This is a genomic window from Acinetobacter sp. ESL0695, assembly GCF_029392135.1.
Lineage (GTDB): Bacteria > Pseudomonadota > Gammaproteobacteria > Pseudomonadales > Moraxellaceae > Acinetobacter > Acinetobacter pollinis.
Genome location: NZ_CP113935.1, coordinates 39245 through 59615, shown reverse-complemented (window position 1 = coordinate 59615; position 20371 = coordinate 39245). Strand labels below are relative to the sequence as shown.

General features: G+C 36.2%; 16 protein-coding genes and 2 pseudogenes. 9 read left to right on the top strand and 9 right to left on the bottom strand.

What is annotated here, in order from left to right:
- Positions 1-29 precede the first annotated feature (29 nt).
- From OZX61_RS12350 to OZX61_RS12335, 4 genes are read right to left on the bottom strand one after another with little or no spacing between them, the layout of a single operon-like run.
- The gene (locus OZX61_RS12350; protein WP_277095711.1) at positions 30-311 is read right to left on the bottom strand and encodes a hypothetical protein; all 282 of its coding nucleotides are present in this window, start codon (positions 309-311) and stop codon (positions 30-32) included.
- Complete coding sequence (locus OZX61_RS12345) at positions 281-7186, bottom strand: filamentous hemagglutinin N-terminal domain-containing protein (RefSeq protein ID WP_277095710.1); 6906 nt, start codon at positions 7184-7186, stop codon at positions 281-283. Before OZX61_RS12345 ends, OZX61_RS12350 begins: the two co-directional genes overlap by 31 nt.
- 26 nt (positions 7187-7212) lie before the next feature.
- Complete coding sequence (locus tag OZX61_RS12340; RefSeq protein ID WP_277095709.1) at positions 7213-8493, bottom strand: ShlB/FhaC/HecB family hemolysin secretion/activation protein; 1281 nt, start codon at positions 8491-8493, stop codon at positions 7213-7215.
- Positions 8444-8935, bottom strand: a complete 492-nt coding sequence (locus tag OZX61_RS12335; RefSeq protein ID WP_277095708.1) for a POTRA domain-containing protein — start codon at positions 8933-8935, stop codon at positions 8444-8446. Before OZX61_RS12335 ends, OZX61_RS12340 begins: the two co-directional genes overlap by 50 nt.
- Positions 8936-10227: 1292 nt before the next feature.
- Between OZX61_RS12335 and OZX61_RS12330 the strand changes: the two genes are divergently transcribed.
- From OZX61_RS12330 to OZX61_RS12320, 3 genes and pseudogenes are all read left to right on the top strand, one after another.
- Positions 10228-11505 carry a hypothetical protein gene (locus tag OZX61_RS12330; RefSeq protein ID WP_277095707.1) on the top strand — a complete coding sequence of 426 codons (1278 nt, stop codon included), beginning with the start codon at positions 10228-10230 and terminating at the stop codon, positions 11503-11505.
- Position 11506: 1 nt separating this feature from the next.
- Positions 11507-12649: a hypothetical protein gene (locus OZX61_RS12325; protein ID WP_277095706.1), complete on the top strand. Its 1143-nt coding sequence runs from the start codon at positions 11507-11509 to the stop codon at positions 12647-12649.
- A gap of 262 nt (positions 12650-12911) precedes the next feature.
- A pseudogene (locus tag OZX61_RS12320) lies at positions 12912-13057 on the top strand (transcriptional regulator); the annotation flags it as partial.
- 125 nt (positions 13058-13182) lie between these two features.
- Here the strand turns inward: OZX61_RS12320 and OZX61_RS12315 are convergent.
- Positions 13183-13983, bottom strand: a complete 801-nt coding sequence (locus OZX61_RS12315; protein WP_277095705.1) for a hypothetical protein — start codon at positions 13981-13983, stop codon at positions 13183-13185.
- A 376-nt stretch (positions 13984-14359) separates the two neighbouring features.
- Positions 14360-14491, bottom strand: a complete 132-nt coding sequence (locus tag OZX61_RS12310) for a hypothetical protein (RefSeq protein ID WP_277095767.1) — start codon at positions 14489-14491, stop codon at positions 14360-14362.
- Between the two features lie 239 nt (positions 14492-14730).
- On the opposite strand from OZX61_RS12310, the gene OZX61_RS12305 reads away from it, so the two are divergent.
- The 5 genes from OZX61_RS12305 to OZX61_RS12285 all read left to right on the top strand — a co-directional run bounded on the left by OZX61_RS12305 (position 14731) and on the right by OZX61_RS12285 (position 17232).
- A complete protein-coding gene (locus tag OZX61_RS12305) occupies positions 14731-15057 on the top strand; it encodes a hypothetical protein (RefSeq protein ID WP_277095766.1) in 327 nt (108 codons plus the stop codon).
- A gap of 546 nt (positions 15058-15603) precedes the next feature.
- Positions 15604-15849: a type II toxin-antitoxin system RelB/DinJ family antitoxin gene (locus tag OZX61_RS12300; RefSeq protein WP_277095765.1), complete on the top strand. Its 246-nt coding sequence runs from the start codon at positions 15604-15606 to the stop codon at positions 15847-15849.
- Positions 15839-16132: a type II toxin-antitoxin system RelE/ParE family toxin gene (locus OZX61_RS12295; protein WP_277095764.1), complete on the top strand. Its 294-nt coding sequence runs from the start codon at positions 15839-15841 to the stop codon at positions 16130-16132. Before OZX61_RS12300 ends, OZX61_RS12295 begins: the two co-directional genes overlap by 11 nt.
- A gap of 73 nt (positions 16133-16205) precedes the next feature.
- Positions 16206-16712, top strand: a complete 507-nt coding sequence (locus tag OZX61_RS12290; RefSeq protein WP_277095763.1) for a hypothetical protein — start codon at positions 16206-16208, stop codon at positions 16710-16712.
- 136 nt (positions 16713-16848) lie between these two features.
- Positions 16849-17232 (top strand): VOC family protein, encoded by a 384-nt coding sequence (locus OZX61_RS12285; protein WP_277095762.1) that lies wholly within the window; start codon positions 16849-16851, stop codon positions 17230-17232.
- Positions 17233-17337: 105 nt separating this feature from the next.
- Here the strand turns inward: OZX61_RS12285 and OZX61_RS12280 are convergent, their stop codons facing one another.
- Positions 17338-18237: a LysR family transcriptional regulator gene (locus tag OZX61_RS12280; protein WP_277095761.1), complete on the bottom strand. Its 900-nt coding sequence runs from the start codon at positions 18235-18237 to the stop codon at positions 17338-17340.
- A gap of 136 nt (positions 18238-18373) precedes the next feature.
- Between OZX61_RS12280 and OZX61_RS12275 the strand changes: the two genes are divergently transcribed.
- On the top strand, positions 18374-19219 hold the full coding sequence (locus OZX61_RS12275; protein ID WP_277095760.1) for a nitroreductase family protein: 846 nt from the start codon (positions 18374-18376) through the stop codon (positions 19217-19219).
- Positions 19220-19237: 18 nt separating this feature from the next.
- Here the strand turns inward: OZX61_RS12275 and OZX61_RS12270 are convergent.
- Together OZX61_RS12270 and OZX61_RS12265 are read right to left on the bottom strand one after the other, a co-directional pair.
- Positions 19238-19381: pseudogene (locus OZX61_RS12270) on the bottom strand (RepB family plasmid replication initiator protein); the annotation flags it as partial.
- 161 nt (positions 19382-19542) lie between these two features.
- A complete protein-coding gene (locus tag OZX61_RS12265; protein ID WP_277095759.1) occupies positions 19543-20232 on the bottom strand; it encodes a hypothetical protein in 690 nt (229 codons plus the stop codon).
- Positions 20233-20371: the final 139 nt, after the last annotated feature.

The following is a 20371-nucleotide window of genomic DNA, read 5'->3' as shown; positions in this document are numbered from 1 at the left end:
ACTGTTCTTAAGTGCATCACTGACAATCGTTACATTACATTGCCCTGACTTTGAATTTGACCCTGTTGGCTATTGTCTAAATGCTTGCTCTGTAGATCAACAGTTGTTCCTGCATTGATCATCCCTTGTTGGTTATTCAGATCAGTGCTCTCTACCATGACCTGCTGGGCACTTTGTAGTGCCCCTTGTTGGTTTGCAAGCTGTGTGCTGTGAATGCGAACATCACCCAGTCCTGCAATCTGACCCGATTGGTTGTTTAGGTCTTGTTGCACAGTCATGTTTAACTGACGCTGTTGATCTGTTTGTAACATCTGAGCTGAATGATGATCGAGCTGATCTGCTTTGATCTCAATCCCTGCAGCTTGGTTTTTGCATGGTTTAGATCAATATGGCTACCTTGAAGTTGAAGCTGACCTTGGCTTTGGATCTCACCTTGTCCACCATCAATCGCTTCGCTTGTTATTCCCAACGTCCCTGAACCCGTATGGAGTATGAGTCCAGATTGGTTATCTAGCGATTGGCTGACGATATCTAAATCACCTGCATTGGTCTTAATCTGGCCTTGGGCGTTGTTAATCTTGGCAAGATGAATGTTTTGTCCAGCTTGACCCAACTGAACAATTTGACCCTGTTGGTTATTCAGGGTTTGTCCTGTTAACTCAACTTGATTGGCTTGGAGTTGTCCCTGTTGGTTATTTAATATCTGGCCTGCACTTAATTTCAGTTGATCTTTGGCTTGGACTTGGGCATTGGCAGTTGATACATCTCCCTCCACCGAGCTAAGGTCAATGGCTTGTGCACTGATACGACTTTGATCTAAGTTCAATAATTGTTGGGCTACTGCTTGGAGTTGTCCACCTGCAATTACTTGACCCTGCAGTTCAATGTGCTCTGAAGCATTTAATTTCAATTGACCCGCTTGACTGAGCTTACCCGCTTGATCCAAGCCAGACCATAAGCTACCTGTGCCGCTTTGGACCAGTTGTGAACCGACCCACGTCAGTTGCTCACCTGCAGCAAGCACCCCATCGTTGTGGACGTTTTTATTCGTGAGGTTCAGTTGCTTGTGCGCAAATATCTGACCTTGGTTATTGAGTTGTTGTTGAGCTAAGTCAATCTGTTGACCTTGAAGCTGACCTTGGTTATTTAACTGTGTACCCGAAGCCTGTAGGCGCTCACCTGCAAGGATTTGTCCAGTCGATTGGTTGTTTAAGTTTGTTACGCCAAGATCAATCTGATTGCCCGTCAATTGACCTTGGTTATTCAGCGTAAGCCCTTTCACCTCTAACTGGGTTTGACCTTGTATCAAACCACTGTTATTGAGGGTATTGACGTTGAGATGCAGTTCTTTTGATCCAATCTGTCCTTGTTGGTTGTCCAATTGAGCTGCGTCAATACGTGCCGTATTTTGACCCACCAAACGACCTGATTGGTTGTTGATCTGACCTGCATGCTCAATTTGTAAGTCACCACCACTTAAGATCCCCCCTTGGTCTTGGGTATCTTGGTTGTCTATCACATCATCTTTTGCATCAATATGCAGATGCGTTCCTGCTTGAATAAGCCCTTGGCTGTTGTCAATCCCTTGGGCAGATAGATCTAAGCGCTGACCAGATTGTAATACCCCTGCATGGTTGTCCAAACGACCTTGTTGTTCAAGCGTCATGGATTGATTTGAAATTAATGACCCTGAACGATTGTTAAGGTAGTCACCTTTGATATCTAACGTGTTGCCTTGAATTAAGCCTGTTTGATTGTCAAGGTCACCGCCCCATACATGCACATCACCTGCAATACTGGCAATCTGCCCAGATTGGTTATCGATCGTTTGACCGGTCAATTGCACTTGTTTATTGGCCAAAATACGACCCGTACTGTTCTTGAGCGCATCACTAACAATCGTTACATTGCCCTGACTTTGAATCTGACCCTGTTGGCTATTGTCTAAATGCTTGCTCTGTAGATCAACTGTTGTCCCTGCATTGATCATCCCTTGTTGGTTATTTAATGTCTGGCCTGCACTTAATTTCAGTTGATCTTTGGCTTGGACTTGGGCATTGGCAGTTGATACATCTCCCTCTACCGAGCTAAGGTCAATGGCTTGTGCACTGATACGACTTTGATCTAAGTTAAATAACTGTTGGGCTACTGCTTGGAGTTGTCCACCTGCAATTACTTGACCCTGCAGTTCAATGTGCTCTGAAGCATTTAATTTCAATTGACCCGCTTGACTGAGCTTACCCGCTTGATCCAAGCCAGACCATAAGCTACCTGTGCCGCTTTGGACCAGTTGTGAACCGACCCACGTCAGTTGCTCACCTGCAGCAAGCACCCCATCGTTGTGGACGTTTTTATTCGTGAGGTTCAGTTGCTTGTGCGCAAATATCTGACCTTGGTTATTGAGTTGTTGTTGAGCTAAGTCAATCTGTTGACCTTGAAGCTGACCTTGGTTATTTAACTGTGTACCCGAAGCCTGTAGGCGCTCACCTGCAAGGATTTGTCCAGTCGATTGGTTGTTTAAGTTTGTTACGCCAAGTTCAATCTGATTGCCCGTCAATTGACCTTGGTTATTCAGCGTAAGCCCTTTCACCTCTAACTGGGTTTGACCTTGTATCAAACCACTGTTATTGAGGGTATTGACGTTGAGATGCAGTTCTTTTGATCCAATCTGTCCTTGTTGGTTGTCCAATTGAGCTGCGTCAATACGTGCCGTATTTTGACCCACCAAACGACCTGATTGGTTGTTGATCTGACCTGCATGCTCAATTTGTAAGTCACCACCACTTAAGATCCCCCCTTGGTCTTGGGTATCTTGGTTGTCTATCACATCATCTTTTGCATCAATATGCAGATGCGTTCCTGCTTGAATAAGCCCTTGGCTGTTGTCAATCCCTTGGGCAGATAGATCTAAGCGCTGGCCAGATTGTAATACCCCTGCATGGTTGTCCAAACGACCTTGTTGTTCAAGCGTCATGGATTGATTTGAAATTAATGACCCTGAACGATTGTTAAGGTAGTCACCTTTGATATCTAACGTGTTGCCTTGAATTAAGCCTGTTTGATTGTCAAGGTCACCGCCCCATACATGCACATCACCTGCAATACTGGCAATCTGCCCAGATTGGTTATCGATCGTTTGACCGGTCAATTGCACTTGTTTATTGGCCAAAATACGACCCGTACTGTTCTTGAGCGCATCACTAACAATCGTTACATTGCCCTGACTTTGAATCTGACCCTGTTGGCTATTGTCTAAATGCTTGCTCTGTAGATCAACTGTTGTCCCTGCATTGATCATCCCTTGTTGGTTATTTAATGTCTGGCCTGCACTTAATTTCAGTTGATCTTTGGCTTGGACTTGGGCATTGGCAGTTGATACATCTCCCTCTACCGAGCTAAGGTCAATGGCTTGTGCACTGATACGACTTTGATCTAAGTTAAATAACTGTTGGGCTACTGCTTGGAGTTGTCCACCTGCAATTGCTTGACCCTGCAGTTCAATGTGCTCTGAAGCATTTAATTTCAATTGACCCGCTTGACTGAGCTTACCCGCTTGATCCAAGCCAGACCATAAGCTACCTGTGCCGCTTTGGACCAGTTGTGAACCGACCCACGTCAGTTGCTCACCTGCAGCAAGCACCCCATCGTTGTGGACGTTTTTATTCGTGAGGTTCAGTTGCTTGTGCGCAAATATCTGACCTTGGTTATTGAGTTGTTGTTGAGCTAAGTCAATCTGTTGACCTTGAAGCTGACCTTGGTTATTTAACTGTGTACCCGAAGCCTGTAGGCGCTCACCTGCAAGGATTTGTCCAGTCGATTGGTTGTTTAAGTTTGTTACGCCAAGATCAATCTGATTGCCCGTCAATTGACCTTGGTTATTCAGCGTAAGCCCTTTCACCTCTAACTGGGTTTGACCTTGTATCAAACCACTGTTATTGAGGGTATTGACGTTGAGATGCAGTTCTTTTGATCCAATCTGTCCTTGTTGGTTGTCCAATTGAGCTGCGTCAATACGTGCCGTATTTTGACCCACCAAACGACCTGATTGGTTGTTGATCTGACCTGCATGCTCAATTTGTAAGTCACCACCACTTAAGATCCCCCCTTGGTCTTGGGTATCTTGGTTGTCTATCACATCATCTTTTGCATCAATATGCAGATGCGTTCCTGCTTGAATAAGCCCTTGGCTGTTGTCAATCCCTTGGGCAGATAGATCTAAGCGCTGACCAGATTGTAATACCCCTGCATGGTTGTCCAAACGACCTTGTTGTTCAAGTGTCATGGATTGATTTGAAATTAATGACCCTGAACGATTGTTAAGGTGGTCACCTTTGATGTCTAACGTGTTGCCTTGAATTAAGCCTGTTTGATTGTCAAGGTCACCGCCCCATACATGCACATCACCTGCAATACTGGCAATCTGCCCAGATTGGTTATCGATCGTTTGACCGGTCAATTGCACTTGTTTATTGGCCAAAATACGACCCGTACTGTTCTTGAGCGCATCACTAACAATCGTTACATTGCCCTGACTTTGAATCTGACCCTGTTGGCTATTGTCTAAATGCTTGCTCTGTAGATCAACTGTTGTCCCTGCATTGATCATCCCTTGTTGGTTATTTAATGTCTGGCCTGCACTTAATTTCAGTTGATCTTTGGCTTGGACTTGGGCATTGGCAGTTGATACATCTCCCTCTACCGAGCTAAGGTCAATGGCTTGTGCACTGACACGACTTTGATCTAGATGAAGTGTGGTCTGACCATCTATATGAATATCCTTTATTGCTTGTAATGTACCTTTTGCAAATACAGCATTATTGGTAATCTTTAAATTACCTTCATTCAATCCATTATTTAAGCCAGCAACAGAAATCCCTGAATTCGCTTGTACAAATACATTTCCTAAGACATTAAGATCTGTGTTCGAACTTAAAATACCATTATTGAGAATTTGATTAACTGCAATGGTTAGATTCTTCTGAGCATGAAGTTGACCACTATTGAATAGATCATTACCTTCTAACAACAAGGCCTGGCTTTGAATCAATCCCTGATCATTGGAAATCTGATGACCATAAATATAAGCAGTGTGGTTCGAACCAATTTGTCCAAATTGATTATTTAGCTCATTAGATTCAATGTGAAGATTTTGTTGAGCAGTTATTTGTCCAAGTGTGTTATCAATTTTGTCATTAACATCTAAATAAACATCTTTTTTCTGAGATGAAATCACACCTTGATTATTGGAAAGAGATTGTGAACTTAACTGAACATCATCATTGGCAACAATCTTCCCTTGATTATTTTTTATTTCTTCAGAAACATCAATATTTGCGGTATTATTTGCAAACACTACCCCTTGATCATTATCGATAGATTGATGATTTATTGAAATATTTTTACTAAAAATACGTCCTTGCTGATTACTTAAATGCTGCCCCGTCATTTTCAGATCAGTTGAACTGAGCTGTCCTTGGTTATTGTTTACATTCCCTTGACTACTCAATCGTTCAACTGCAATTTGCCCATCCTTATTGGTTACTAAATCCTTTAAAGACAGCTGAAGACTTCCATTATTAGAAATCTGCCCTTTATTGATGAGTTCAGCATTGATCGCTAGTTGTCCTGCCTCAGTATAAACTTTTGGATTTGCTGGATTTGCAGTATTTGCAGTATTTGCAGTATTTGCAGTATTTGCAGTATTTGCAGTATTTGCAGTATTTGCAGTATTTGCAGTATTTGTAGTATTTGTAGTATTTGTAGTATTTGTAGTATTTGTAGTATTTGTAGTATTTGTAGTATTGTCGACTAGTCCAATTTTACCTAATTCATTCGATAATTTTTCTGTTGTCACTTTCAGATCTTGTTGACCTGTTTGAGTAATATTCCCTGTATTTGTGAGTTGATCTGAATGAATATTCAGTTGTTGACCCATCAATGAACCACGATTCAATATATCATGCTGATTATGAATAATAAGCTCATCATTGGTATCGATCGTGCCTTGATTTTCAATGGTATTACTTTCAATCGAAAGTTTATCTTGTTGGCTTTGAATACGATGTTGGTTTGTTAACTTATCTGTCTGAACAGTTAATTCACCCTGATGAGACACAATATTGCCATCAACTGTATTGATCAAATCACCATGCACATTTAGTTTAAGTGATCCAGTTTGAGTAGTTAATGCCCCAGCATTACGAACACCTACACCTGCTTCAGTCGCAATCAGCTGGATCTTTTTAGCATACATCCCTCCTAAGTTTGCAACATCAACCGCAAACTCAGGTTTTGCCTCAGATTGATCACGTCCAGCAGTATTTGAAATAACGTCTTTATCATCTACTGCTTGAGATTTTATCTGGTTGTCACCTGTCACAACTGTTATATGCTGAGCAGCAAGCTCACCACTTAACTTTAAGGCACGCGCATAAATATCGGTATATGGGGTTAAACTTGCATTTAAACCTTTGTCTCCGATAGTGACTGTTCCTTTTCTTACTAAAAACGATTCAAGGTAACCCTGTGAATCAAATTTACTTTCACCTGTTGTTAAAGTAAATCGATCTGCATTAATGACACCACAGCCATCACAAACCAGACCAGTTGGATTGGCAATAATCACTTGTGCAGACTTTCCTGCAACCTCAACAAAGCCACGTAAATAACTTGGATTACTGCTATTGACCTCATTTAAAATAACTTTTGCTTCGCCTTGCCCAAGCCAAGGGTTACCTTGAACCCATCCAGCCAAATTGGTTTTTGCACTGGTTCTTGAGTTATTTAAAATGGCACCTTCTTGACCAACATCAAACTGTGAATAGGTATTTCTTGATACGCCTCGTTCACTTGGTGCTTGAATGTTCACTTGCGTAATGTGATTGGCTGTTTCTAATATTGTCGGCTGTTGATGTGTAGGTGCAGCTCGATCTGCAATAATTTGACTCTCGGCCCAAATCGATGTTGAACAAAGCATCGTCATTGCACCCAATCCAACACATACAGAGAAGCTGACGGGTTTTAGTTTTTTATAGGTCATCATCTGTAAAGATGGTGATGTAGGGGTATTGGTACCACTATATCTAGATTGGCCAACCTGCTTTTTTTTACTTTTTACATATTCTGCAACTGCAACAAATACACCTAAAGCTTGGCTAAAAATAACGCGATAGCAATTCTTATTCATCTGACTAACCTAAAAAATTAAAAAAATTAGAAATTCCAATTCAAGTTAAAGCCTGTGACAAGATGGTCGGGCTTCATGGTGCGGGGTTGTTGTAGCGGTGTAGATACAAAAAAATCATAATTGATATTCAGCTTCTCAAATTGGCCTTTCAAACCAATGGCTGTACCAACTAAATGATTATTTTTTGTTTGATAAGAGGGTCTATTTTCAAGATAGTCAAAGTTTTTTCCACCCACTTGACCATAGTCCAAAGCCCAATAAATTAAGTGAGATGAATGAAGAACTGGAGTGGCGAACTCATTACGAATCGTCAATCCATTCGTTCCTGCAAGCGTTTCTTCACCGCTAAAGCCACGAACGGTATAACGATTGCCTATCGAAAATCGATCCTGAGGTGTTAAGATTTTATCGCTGTACTGCATACGCCAATCCATCGTGTAGAAAAATGGCATAGATGAAACCTTAAAGGGGACTTGTAATGTTGAGTTAATTTGCCAAATCCCAACACGGGTAAAAGCCTCATTAAACTTTTCTTCCGAAGCCAAAATTGCTCCAAAAGCACCTGTTCCTCGTTTATAAGAAAGACGTGCATTGAGGGTCGCTTTTTTAAAGTACTCCGTGTAATCAGCATGAATTTGCCATCCACCTGTACGACGATACTGAGAGAGAATTTCAACATCATTGATAAAGTTGTTTGATTGTCTAAACCATCCCCCTGCACCCAAAGACACTTTGCGAGATGCATCTCTGTAAATCAGACGTGTGATGTCAAAATTTAGTTGCTTACTTGTGCCACTATATTGATAGTTATCGTTTTTACCCAAAACATTTTGACTATATTTAGAATCACTATAATTTGCAGAAAATAAGAAGTAATTCCACGGAATACTGTAATTCAAATAAAGACTTGAACTACCTTTATTCTCTTCATATTGAAATACATCATGTGTGTAGCTTGTATAAAAAAGATCATTTAACGTCAAGAGATGATCGAGTGAAAGCGTTGCAGTTCCCTGATATTTACCTGTCGTTTTAGAACCCGAATCATCTAGGCTTAAATTAATTCGATAAGGTCGAGTTTGTGTCCATGTCAGATCCAAATCACTATAACCAGGTTGCCCTGTCTCAGCAGGCTTAATCTTGAAATTAGCATCTACCGTTGGTATACGTTTGAAGTTCTCTAATCCTTGCTCAATATCACGAATATTTAAGATATCACCTTGACGAACAGGTAAAGCATTTACCTTATGTGCACGTCTAGAGGTATTTGAAGCAAAGTGAATTTGATTGACACGACCTGCAATCACTGTAAAACGAACAGTGCCTGAAGATATATTTTGTTGTGGAAGTAAAAACGCGTGTTGTGATATACCCTTTTTCAATAATTTTATTTTGAATGAGCTCAACCAATTGGTTCAGACCCTCTGCTCCCAAACAACGACCAATAATATTATTTTTTCCATGTGTAAATGGGACAACAGCAAAGGTGAATTCTCGTGCCTGCTCACCTTCTAAGGTGAAATGATGAACTGGAAAACAGACTTCTTCGCTATGAGATTGTAATTTAGAAAGTTGGACTTCACCCAATGCACGTTCTTGTTCTGGCTTCAAACTGACCCGAGGGTTGGTTTGCATTTGCTGATCGATTTGTTCATTTCTTTGTTGTTGTTGTATGTACGGATCTGTAGGTGAAAAAGCTGCATGAGCCTCAAAGTACATTCCAAATAAGAAAAGATAACCAGTTAGCATACCTCTCTTACTAATACACATTTTATCCATAAAATAGTTTTTTTGTTAACATTATGTGCGCGGAGTGTATTTGAATATAAAATCTTAATAAAGTCTTAAAAAATCTATTTTCAAAATATGAATAAGCTTTTATTTAAAAAATATAAAGAAATCATCATATTAATTTACAATAAATTTCACATGAATTTTTTATATGAAAAAATAAAAAAAGATAAAATTAATTTATTAATTTAAATTCTGATTAAGCAATAAGATTAAAAAGATAATAGAAACTGAGCCCCTTTCATTGGGTTACACCTAACTAACGTTCCTATTTTTGGTAAATAATATTACTGATTTATTGTGTATAATTAATGATTTATTTTTATATTTAAATTCATTTATTTAAAATACTTCAAATAATTAAAGTAACTTATAGCCTCATATCTACCAACTTGATCTTGTACTAAATTATTATAGTATCCTTAGGCTATAACACTTTACACTTTAATAATTTTAAAGCGTTTTATAAAGTTTTGTTTCATTAATAAATAAATGTAACATTCAACTATTTTGGTATCTTACATTACCAAAAGATGAAATAGTCTTTTAAATTTCATTTTATCTTTTGGCGTATTGAGATTTACTTTTTACAACATGCGCATCGATTTAATTATAGATAAAATAATTTTGGTCACTGAAATGATTTAAAGTTGAAGATAGGTGAAATCCATCATTTAATAAATTGATAGTCTTGTTTTACCAGATTGTTTAAGTATTTATTCTCCCGTATTTTGATAAGGTTGATCATAGGATCAGTATTTTTATTAAGATAACCTCATTCAGCATAATTTGATGAACTCTGACCAATTGCGTATATAGCTTAATGAAACATGCTCAAGACTCTATGGGTATTGCTCTTAGCTGTTAGTAAAGATTCCATAGTCTTTTACTATTTCCTCACAATGTCTAAGCCTAATACTTGGCTCAGATAACAACGTAAGTATTGTGTAATCACGTTTAATGAATAATGAAGACATTTAAATGTTTAGGAAGTAATATTCATTGAATGATTGCAAATCATATAAGTCTACCAAAGTTTCCTTAATTCGACAGAACTCTAACGTTCTGGTCTTTGGCAAATACCACATCAGTATCAATTAGACCTCAAAAATTAAGTTAAATAATAAAACTAAGATTTTGCAATCTTTTTCTTTTAAATGATAGTTTAATGATAATTGTATGCAAAACTGAAGATTTTATGAATTGACTATAGCCAAAGTGAATATAATCAAACCATTAATCAACACAATATGGTTGTTTCTATTCAGGAAAATTCCAGTTGGATTTATGGCGTATTACAAGGCGATTTTAATAAAAACCCTACATTGTCACAGATTCTGGTGGGAGGTGTAATTAGCCTTATACCAGTGGTTGACCAAGTGTGTGATATTCGGGATCTGATTTCTAATCTCATCACACTGTCCGATGAAAAAGCCCAAACTCCCGAAAACTACATGGCATTATCGCTGACAGCGATTGGTTTAATCCCTGAATTGGGTTCTATTTTAAAAACTACGGTTAAATCGATACAGGCAAAAGCAACCACAAAGCTTTCCTCGATGAAAACCATGGAATCCCTCGAAACAGTAGCCTATAAAGTGGGTGGGGCATGTCCTTGGGGACGATCTCCTGAAAGATGGCTGCGTAGTCAACCATGGGCACAAGTGGCGAAAGATGCATATCGCTGTATAAAATCGAATATTGAGCGCCTAACAGAAATACTTACCCATTACGTGCATCGTGCAACAGGGATTTTTAAACAAAAAATAGCGCAACTGATTAACACGCTTTCTCAAGTGAGTCGTTCAATAGAAAAATATATTCAACAATTGTGTGAAAATATTCGTATTCGAGTTACTGAACTTCTGCCTCAACCTAGACTTGCCATGGCGGGGCATCCTCCTCCAAAAGGCATGTCGAATACACCAACAAATCGTTATGAAGTCAATACTGCAGGTGCGCATCCAACGCAGGCACGTCATCAACAGAAAGAAGAAAAGCCTGAGAGAGATAAGACCAAAGAAAACTCTAAAGACGATACGTGTATATTAAGACCATACAAACCTGATACGTGTAAGCCTAAAGGGAAGACCGGACACCATGTCGTTCCAGATCGTTGTTTTAGATTAGGTACAAGGAAAGGATCTGGACGTGGTCAAATTGATGGAAGTTTGACTGAAGCAGAAGGCTTAGTGGTTTGTATGGAGGGTGCAACACCCAAGAAAACAAATCAACATGGAAAAATTCACGAAAAACATGATGGTTTTGAGAGAGAGTTAAAAGAACTATTTAAACCTAGAGGTACTGCACCACTAATTGAGGTCGAAGTTGCTTGTGCAAAATCGGTTGCATGGGTCTTAAAAAAATGTAATGCAGTCAGCCTTGCTACTCAGTTAAGAACCTATCATCAAAGCAAAGGCATGGGGCCAGACTTTGTGGTGAGAGTAGATAATAAAGGTGTCGATGCAAGAAAATTAAATGTAGATCAGTTTGGAAGTCGAACTGAAAAAAGTTATGAAGGATTCTAAGATGATTAGTACAATTACATATGCAACAGGTGTGGCAATTAGTAAAGATAATTTTTATTTAGCTTCTGTTTTAGATGCGCTAGATCATTGGGATTATTATGCCCGTATGTTTGTATATAAGCACAAAGAAAGTGGTAAAAGTAAGTGGACATATCATGACTTAGATGGTTGGGGATTAGTTTCGACAGCTTTTAATGAAGATCCTAGACAACTGATTACTCTAAACTCTGAAGGAGATATTGAAGTCTACACAGCAGGAAATGTAAATTATAGTAAAGTTATTCCAAATCAAGAAGATCATTTAATCTATGGTTCATTCACATGCCTAAAAGTTTTAGACTTTGGAATATATGTTTGTGGAAGTGGTGGAAAGGTATATCAGCGTACTTCGGAAGGTTGGGGTAATATTAGTTTTAATTTAGAAGAACCAATTATAGATACACGGAAAACTATAAGAGAAGATTTTTTTGATCTAAATAAAAGGTCAGGTTATGAAATATCTTTATATGGTCTTGCTGGTTTTGCAGAAGACCAATTATATGTTTGTGGTCGTAAAGGCGATCGAGGTTTTATCGCCTATTTTAATGGAGAGCAGTGGGTTGAGATTGATGCCAAAACCCCTTCCACGTTAAATGATATTTGTATTTGCGAAAATCAAACTGATGTAATTATTACTGGTGAATATGGTACTTTACTCCAAGGTAATGTCCAATCAGGTTTTAAAAACTTAAAAGATATGGGCATTAGTACGCCATTTTATAAAGCAGCTTACTACAATGATGTACTTTATATTACTTCTGAGGATGGACTATTCCGTTATGAGAACAACATCTATAGTAAAGTTAACGAAGTTAAAAACATACGAGGTACATCTTATATAGAAGCGAAAGAAGGTGTGTTATGGGTAGTTGCAGATAAAGAGTTAATACGTTTTGATGGTGAAAATTGGGAAATTATTCATCATCCTGATAACGAAGAAGAAACAAGTAACCGTTTGAAATGTTATGCAGGAGATCGATGCCCTGAGTCAGGGGATTGGTATAGCCCCCACCAAGTAGAAAAACGCTATTTTGCTAAAGGTGATGTTATGCCTGAAATAGAAAACAATACATGGGGTGAAACAATTTGGTATTTAGATATTTAATGCGTGTAGCTAAGATTCAATTAGAATAAGCAATAAGCAAAGCTAAAATGAAACCTTGGTTCTACACTTTTAATTTCTTAATGGTGCAGGACATTACATTGTATGGCTTCCTAAATACAGTCCTGACTATAATCCTATCGAGAAAATGTTGTTACGAATCAAAACGATTCGTAACAAATTTAGAGTGCTCACTATCCATGATTTATTTAAAATATACTGTAATAATTGCTTTCATATTTAGCTATATCAAACGTAAAGGAATAAAGCTAGTCGAATTACAGAGCTCGAATTACCTAATATTAAAGAGGTACGTGAAAAACAAGTCTGAGAAAAAAAGAGTTTACTACATGTCTACATATTAGCCCTAGCACCTTATAAAATTGGGAGCAGGGCGGTCGACAATATTAAACAGGACTGGCAGCAACATTAATTTGTATTCTGGACTCTCATCCAAATCCTATTCAAAGAACGAAAGCTTAGCTCTCGTTCTTTTTTACTTCAGATAATCAATATTATGTTAATTTTAGGGGAAATTAAGATTCATTATCGAAATCATTTAAATCAAATGTATCTAGATAATCAACATACGGTAAGATCATATAATTATTATCTGATAAATGTTGTTTCAATCTAATAATATTCTCTTGATTATAAGAATAAATTTTATCTAATTCTTCGAAGAGAGAATCTATTTTTTCTGGGATAAAGCTTGGCTTCTTAATAAAAAATAATAAACTTGCACCTAATCCAATATATTCTAGATCAAAATTATTATCCAAATATTGAATTAAACTGAAAGATTCAAAAGGAGATAAATGACAACTAAAATATCCATTGAGCTGTGCTGCAAATTTTTGGTGATCATTTTCAGAATTAACTAATTTGACTTGAATAACTTCATCTAGAATTTTTTCAGGCTGCTCATTAATTTTTATTACTAAATTAGATAGGTCTTGGTCACTATAATTCAATTTTCCATGTAGATTATGAATGCTCATCTTATTTTTTAATAATTGATCAATATGATATTTAACTTGAAGTGGTAGAGTGTTGTCATAGCTTATATCTTCATCTTCGCCCTCTTTAATAAGCTCCGATGTATCAAAATAAAGTTCACCTCCCATAGAAGCATGCATAGAGGTATATTCACACTGTCCTATATCTTCTAAAAGCATTAGCACTTTTTTAGGAGCATTTTTAGCTTTAATTTCTAAATACAAATTGAGAACATCTTGCCATGACTTAGATTCACTAATTGTTGCGAAACACAATAACTCTTGAGCCTCATCAGTTAAAAGAGCATTTACTTTATTTTCGATATTAAGCGTAGTCATAAGATTCCTAGAAAATCAATTAATGTAAAAAATTATATTTAATCGTCCTAATTTAACATAATGGTGCTTATGCGAAATTACAGTGTAAGCCCAAAGTAGAAATGTCCGCTTTTGAGCTATATTTACTTTTTATACCCCTTATTATTCACACATCTACTATAAATACTATTCCAATCATCCTTACTTGGTGATGAGGACGGGTAAGCTTTGTTAGCTTCCCAAGAACAATTCTGATTTGCATCAGATTCCTTTTCAGTTATTATAAATCCATCATTCCAAAATCGAACTAATGGACTATTACTATCATTTGTTGCACATCCTTGTACTAGTAAGGGCAGAAATATTACAAATAATTTAAAATGGATCTTTTTCATATTTAATAACCTTTATTTTTTCTACATTTGAGATATATTTTATATCTTTCATCCTCTGTTAGTTTCTCTTCTGCTTGAACTTTATTTGCTTGAATAGAACAATCAGCAAGTTCACTTCCTTTTTTCTCAGTCATTATAAATCCATCATTCCAAAATCGAACTAACGGACTATTACTATCATTAGTTGTACATCCCTGTACTAGTAAGGGCAGAAACATTGCGAATAATTTTAAATAGATCCTTTTCATATTTGATGTTTTATCCTAATCAAATCACCAATGGATTTCTGCTAAATTAGCTTAATTTAATATAATGGCCGTTATCTGAAATTAATGTTTGTTATCATAATAAAATATATATGAAGGCGTTGAAAATGAAAGTTTTTATAATTCTATGTAAAGTACATGCACTAACCAATGCAGTTATGCCTGCTAGTATATCTAAAGCATTTGTAAACTGTTACACCCATGCTAGTTCCTACCAAGAAGCGGGAAAGAAAATTTTAAATAAACTAAGGGATGACGGAATATATTTAGATGATATTGAATCTCCTATTTATGAAATGCCAATTGAAAACTGGGAAATACATATTAAAGAACAATATAAAAATCTTTCGTCACAGATGTTAACTCAAAGTGAATTTGAAATTGCAATTGCAGAAGACAAAGTGGTGTATGGAATTTTTGGTGGATTTAATTAAGGTGAAATTTAATATAAAACCTCTTATGAGAAATTGAAATTTAAACGAAATATGATTCCCCGTTTAACATAATAGGCATTATACCAGAACTAAATTCCATAAAGTTATTTGTAATCAGTGCCTTAAATATTTTACATAATGCCAAAAATACAAAAAAAGCCACCATACACATATGTTGGCTTTTTTATATACATATTTGTCATTTTCTGCCTATAGTTTTGAGTAAATTCTGCACATATTCCATGACTATTGGGTAGTTCAGCTTCACACTCTATCGTCAAAATTAGGTTTCACCATTTAGCTCGAACCAGATCTCTTTATCGTATTATAAGCCTTAAAAGCGGTTATTCAGATGGTTTTACCTTACTCGTAGACACTCATTAATAATACTTTTAGAGCCTCCAATAGGCATTTTTAGCTATTCTTTTAGTTTTTACTTAAAAATATCGGGAAGTATCGGGAAGGTTACTATTTTTTTATAGGGAATTAGATTTGTAATGTAATTTGCATTACAATAGTTTCTTTAGGTCTGTATTAGGAAAATTAATGGCTACAGTCAACTTTAGAGTTAATGAAGCTCTTAAAGAGAAGTCTTATTCTATCTTACGTGAACACGGAATTGCGCCTACAGAGCTTTTTACAAATGTTTTAGAATATATAGCTACAACTGGCAAAATTCCTGTACAAAAAGCCTTGCTCTCAGAAGAAGATACCGAGTTATTAGCAATTGTTCGTAAACGCATTAATGATCCTAAAGGAATGTTTGAGGAAATTACTTTAGATGACTTATAAGCTTTTACGTCATAAGGACTTTGCATCTGAATGGGAAAATCTTCCTAGTGCTATAAGAGATCAGCTTAAGAAAAAACTTTCTAAAATAATCCAGCAGCCTCATGTTCCAAAGAATATACTTAGAGGAGACTTAGCTGGATGTTATAAAATTAAATTATTAAAAGCTGGAGTAAGACTAGTTTATCAAGTTAGAGATGATCAGGTTATTATCTTACTTATTACTGTTGGAAAACGAGCTGATAATATTGTTTATAATGAAGCAAAAAAGCGAATTGGTGATTAAAGAAAAAAAGGAGAATTACTCCACTTTTATAATCTTATCAATTTCAGATAAGCTAAATTATTGAATCTACGATATGAAAAAATTAGATTTCCAAATAAGTAAGATAACAGAATTAAAAAATCCTATTTACTATGGAGATGATCTTTTACATTTGTATATTCATACTGAACAAGCAAGCTACATTCAATTTTTTTGCTTGGATCTATTTCATTATATAGACAATATTAATGAGTTACTTGCATGTATTCTTAATCAAGAAACAAGGGGAGACTATTCATTTAAAGAATGGATTGTTAATACAGAGTTTAAAGAAATATCTATGCAAGAATTAATGATCCAAATTAATAATCTGATAAATCAATTAGATATTATTTTAAACGAATCTCCATTGAGCTTAGGTGCCCAATTTTTGAAAGATTACTTATGTGCTTTGAACTTTGAAAATACTACCAATCGTTATGAAATTTTAGGGTTTTCTAAAATTGCCCCTAATAGTCCTGATGAAGGAGGCCCAAATTATCAATTTTTTTGGGAAAATGAAGGGAAATTTTATTTTTTACATATTCATTTAGAATCATAAATTCTTTAACTTACCATTATTTTAATAAAAGGCTAAAGGTTCATTTTAACGAACGGTCAACAGTATAAATTATTCAAATACCTTAAGTTTAGAGGACAAGTGAATTTATAATATTCTTCATAATTTGAGTACTAGCATGAAAATTTCACATTTAGATCATTTAGTTTTAACCGTTGAAGATATAAATAAGGCATGTGATTTTTATAATCAAATTCTAAATTTCGAGATTGTTTCTTTTGGGAGTGATCGCAAGGCATTAAAGTTTGGTAAACAAAAAATTAATCTGCACCAAGCCGGAAAAGAATTTGAGCCTAAAGCTGAGCATCCAACAAAAGGATCTGCTGATTTGTGCTTTATAGCAGAAACCTCTTTAGATTTAATTGTTAAACAGCTAAATGATCTAAATATCCATATTGAAAATGGACCAATTCAACGCACTGGGGCTAGAGGAAATATCATGTCGGTATATATTCGAGATCTTGATAGGAACCTAATAGAAATATCTAACTATATTACATGATCGTAAGTTACACGAAAAGGGAGCTATTTGCTCCCTTTTAGCATTTTGGATAAGCTGTATTATGTGAATTTTAGAAAATCTTAAGCTTAGAATAAAAAAATCTAATTAATTACGATTGCTTGCAAGACGTTCAACTATCCAATCTACAAATAGACGAACACGGGCACTCAAACGCTTTGTTGGTGGATAGAGTAAAGAAATCGGAACTATTCCATCAGTTTCATTTTCAAGTAGCGGAACTAATTCACCGGAGTTAAATAAATCGCTTACAACTGCTGCATGAGTTTGACCTATGCCATGCCCATTCATAATCAAACCAATATGACTAGCACTATCATTGGAGGAAATATTAAATCTCGAGATTCGAATTTCCCTACCATGTGAATTGAAAAGTAAGGGGCGAACCTCTCCATTGATTGCACTAACGTAACCGACAATCTGATGATCTCTTTCTAATTCCTCTAATGATGTAGGAATTCCAAAATTCTCAATGTAATCTTGGCTTGCACAAGTAACCAATCTATCTTGATAAATGGTTCTAGCAATAAGTGATGAGTCAACAAGTTGACCAGCACGTATTGCACAATCGACACCATCTTCAATTAAGTTTACTGGGCGATCACTTATCCCTAAAGTCAATTGAATCTCAGGATAGTTATGCCTAAATTCTTTTAAAAGGGGCAGTAAAACAAAATTTGCGAGAGATGAGTGAATATCAACTCTAACTCTTCCATCGGCAATAGTCCCCATACCTCTTAGTGCCTCATCAGCTTCTTCTAACCCTATAAGCAGTTGACTTATTCGACTATAGTATTCAGCTCCTTCAACAGTTACAGAAACCGAACGGGTTGTACGCTGAATAAGCTTTGTACCTAAATATTCCTCTAAGTCTATTAAAGCCTTACTAGCTGTAGACCTCGGCATATTTAATTGTGCTGCTGCTTTACTGAAAGAACGACTTTCAATTACCTTCAGAAATACCTTTATAGCAACTAACTGATCCATTTATCCCCCACAAGAGTAGAGTTAAGTTTAATATTATTGTACATATACATGGATAAAGTTGACAAAATTATGGGGTTAATCTGTCTACATAATACAGGTATCTTGAGTATATCTATATTTTTATGACCTTATGACTATGACCTCTCATGATGATCAAATCGCCCTACTACAACAGAGGTATGGTTCACAGACCAAGCCAAATAATATTCATTGGACTCCCCAAGTTGAAGCAATGCTCAGCCATCGGTCAGTCAGGACTTTTCTTTCAAAACCATTACCAGAAGGTGCTCTTGAAACTATGATAGCTGCGGCACAATCTGCCTCTAATTCATCAGCACTCAACCAATGGAGTTTAGTAGCTGTTACAGACTCTGAGCTAAAGCAAAAGATTTCTAATACTGTAGCTTTAACAGTACCGACTGATCGTATTCCTTGGATTGAAGAGGCTCCAGTCTTATTACTTTGGGTTGCGGATTTATCCCGATCTGAAAAAATTACAAAAGAGCAAGGAGGAGATCCAATTGTTTTAGACTATTTAGATTCTTTCTTAATGGCATCAATTGATACATCCTTAGCTGCCCAAAATGCTTCTTTAGCAGCAGAATCAATGAGACTAGGGGTTGTCTTTCTTGGTGTAATGAGAAATGCAGCAGAGGAAATTGCTAAGATAGTAAATTTACCATCGTATAGCTTTATTACATTTGGTATGGCTGTAGGGCATCCAGATCCATCACGGTTTAGTAGTATACGTCCTAGACCAGCTCAGCCTATGGTTTTACATCATAACTATTATCAATCAAATGAATTTACTAGCTACCTAGAAAAATACGAAGAATCTCTGTTCGATTTTCGAGTAAAACAAGGGATGAAAATTAAGACTTGGCAAGAGGCTGTTTACTCTGCTGCGACTAGTATGAAGTACATGGGAGGACGAGAGAAACTTCGTCAGACTGTGACCAAGAAAGGATTTAAGCTTCTTTAAAACCTATATAATGCTACCTTCGAGAGGATCATTTGTATTAATCTCTTTACCACTTTCTTTTGTCTCAATAATAGCTAAAAGAATCAATCTTTGCTCGACTAAATCAAGGTTATAGCTTGCATTAATCAATGCACTATCTTTAACAATAATTTCTTTTTTCATACATCGAAAATAGTTATATTTTTAGAATAAAACGAGGTTATAATATAAGCATCGTTTAATACAAGGTAAAACTCGTTTTATAGGTCTTGAAAGCATTGCTATCAAAAGCTCGATCTAGGATGCTTATTTGATGATTTAAAACACGTATTAACGAAGACTTTTCAAATTTGGACTTGATCTAAACACTGTTTATTGTAAAAATAGAGTTCAGGTACAAGCCTTAGTGTGAAATCATAACGGTCGCCAAACCTTATGATCTTCGTTATTCGATGGGTTAACATCAAATAACTGCGACTGAGTTCAGTATCGTTGATGAGATTCATATTTAAAAAGACTTTATATATATAACTAAAAACGCTTAATAAAATTATATAAAAACCAATTATCTTTTTGGATGGTTCAGGCTGAATAATCACTGTTCTTTGTACCTGTTCATTATCTTGTTTTTTCTGTAATGTTTCATCTGTTTGAACATGATCATTACCTGTAATGTCTGTTCTTGATTGTACCTGCTCTTGATGCTCAATTCTCAATTTATAGTCATCAAAATCCTTACGTATTTCTTGTATTTGCTCCTTTAAAAATGCCTTGTCTTCTTCTGCTTTTCTAAGCTGTTCTTCAAGTAACAAAATCATCTTATTATTTGTATCAGAAACAGTAACCATTTCGTGTTTTGTAACAGACTTTCTCTTTTTATTCTCGAATAGGCGGATCATATCTTGTGTTTGTACAAGTTGTACGCCTTCATCACTTAATGTCGTTGTAAGTTCACCTTTTTGAATAGCTCGGTAAATACGAGGTCGAGTAACATTGAACTGTCTTGCTGCTTCTACGATAGTAATTTTTGACATACAAATTGAACGCCCAAGATAATTTTTAAGAATGTATTTTTTCAAATGCTAGCACTTAGTACCATTTTTGACGGCATACGCCTATCCTGCGATAGAAAAAATCTGCTTTTATCCTGCGATTTTGCTATTTTTGCCATAA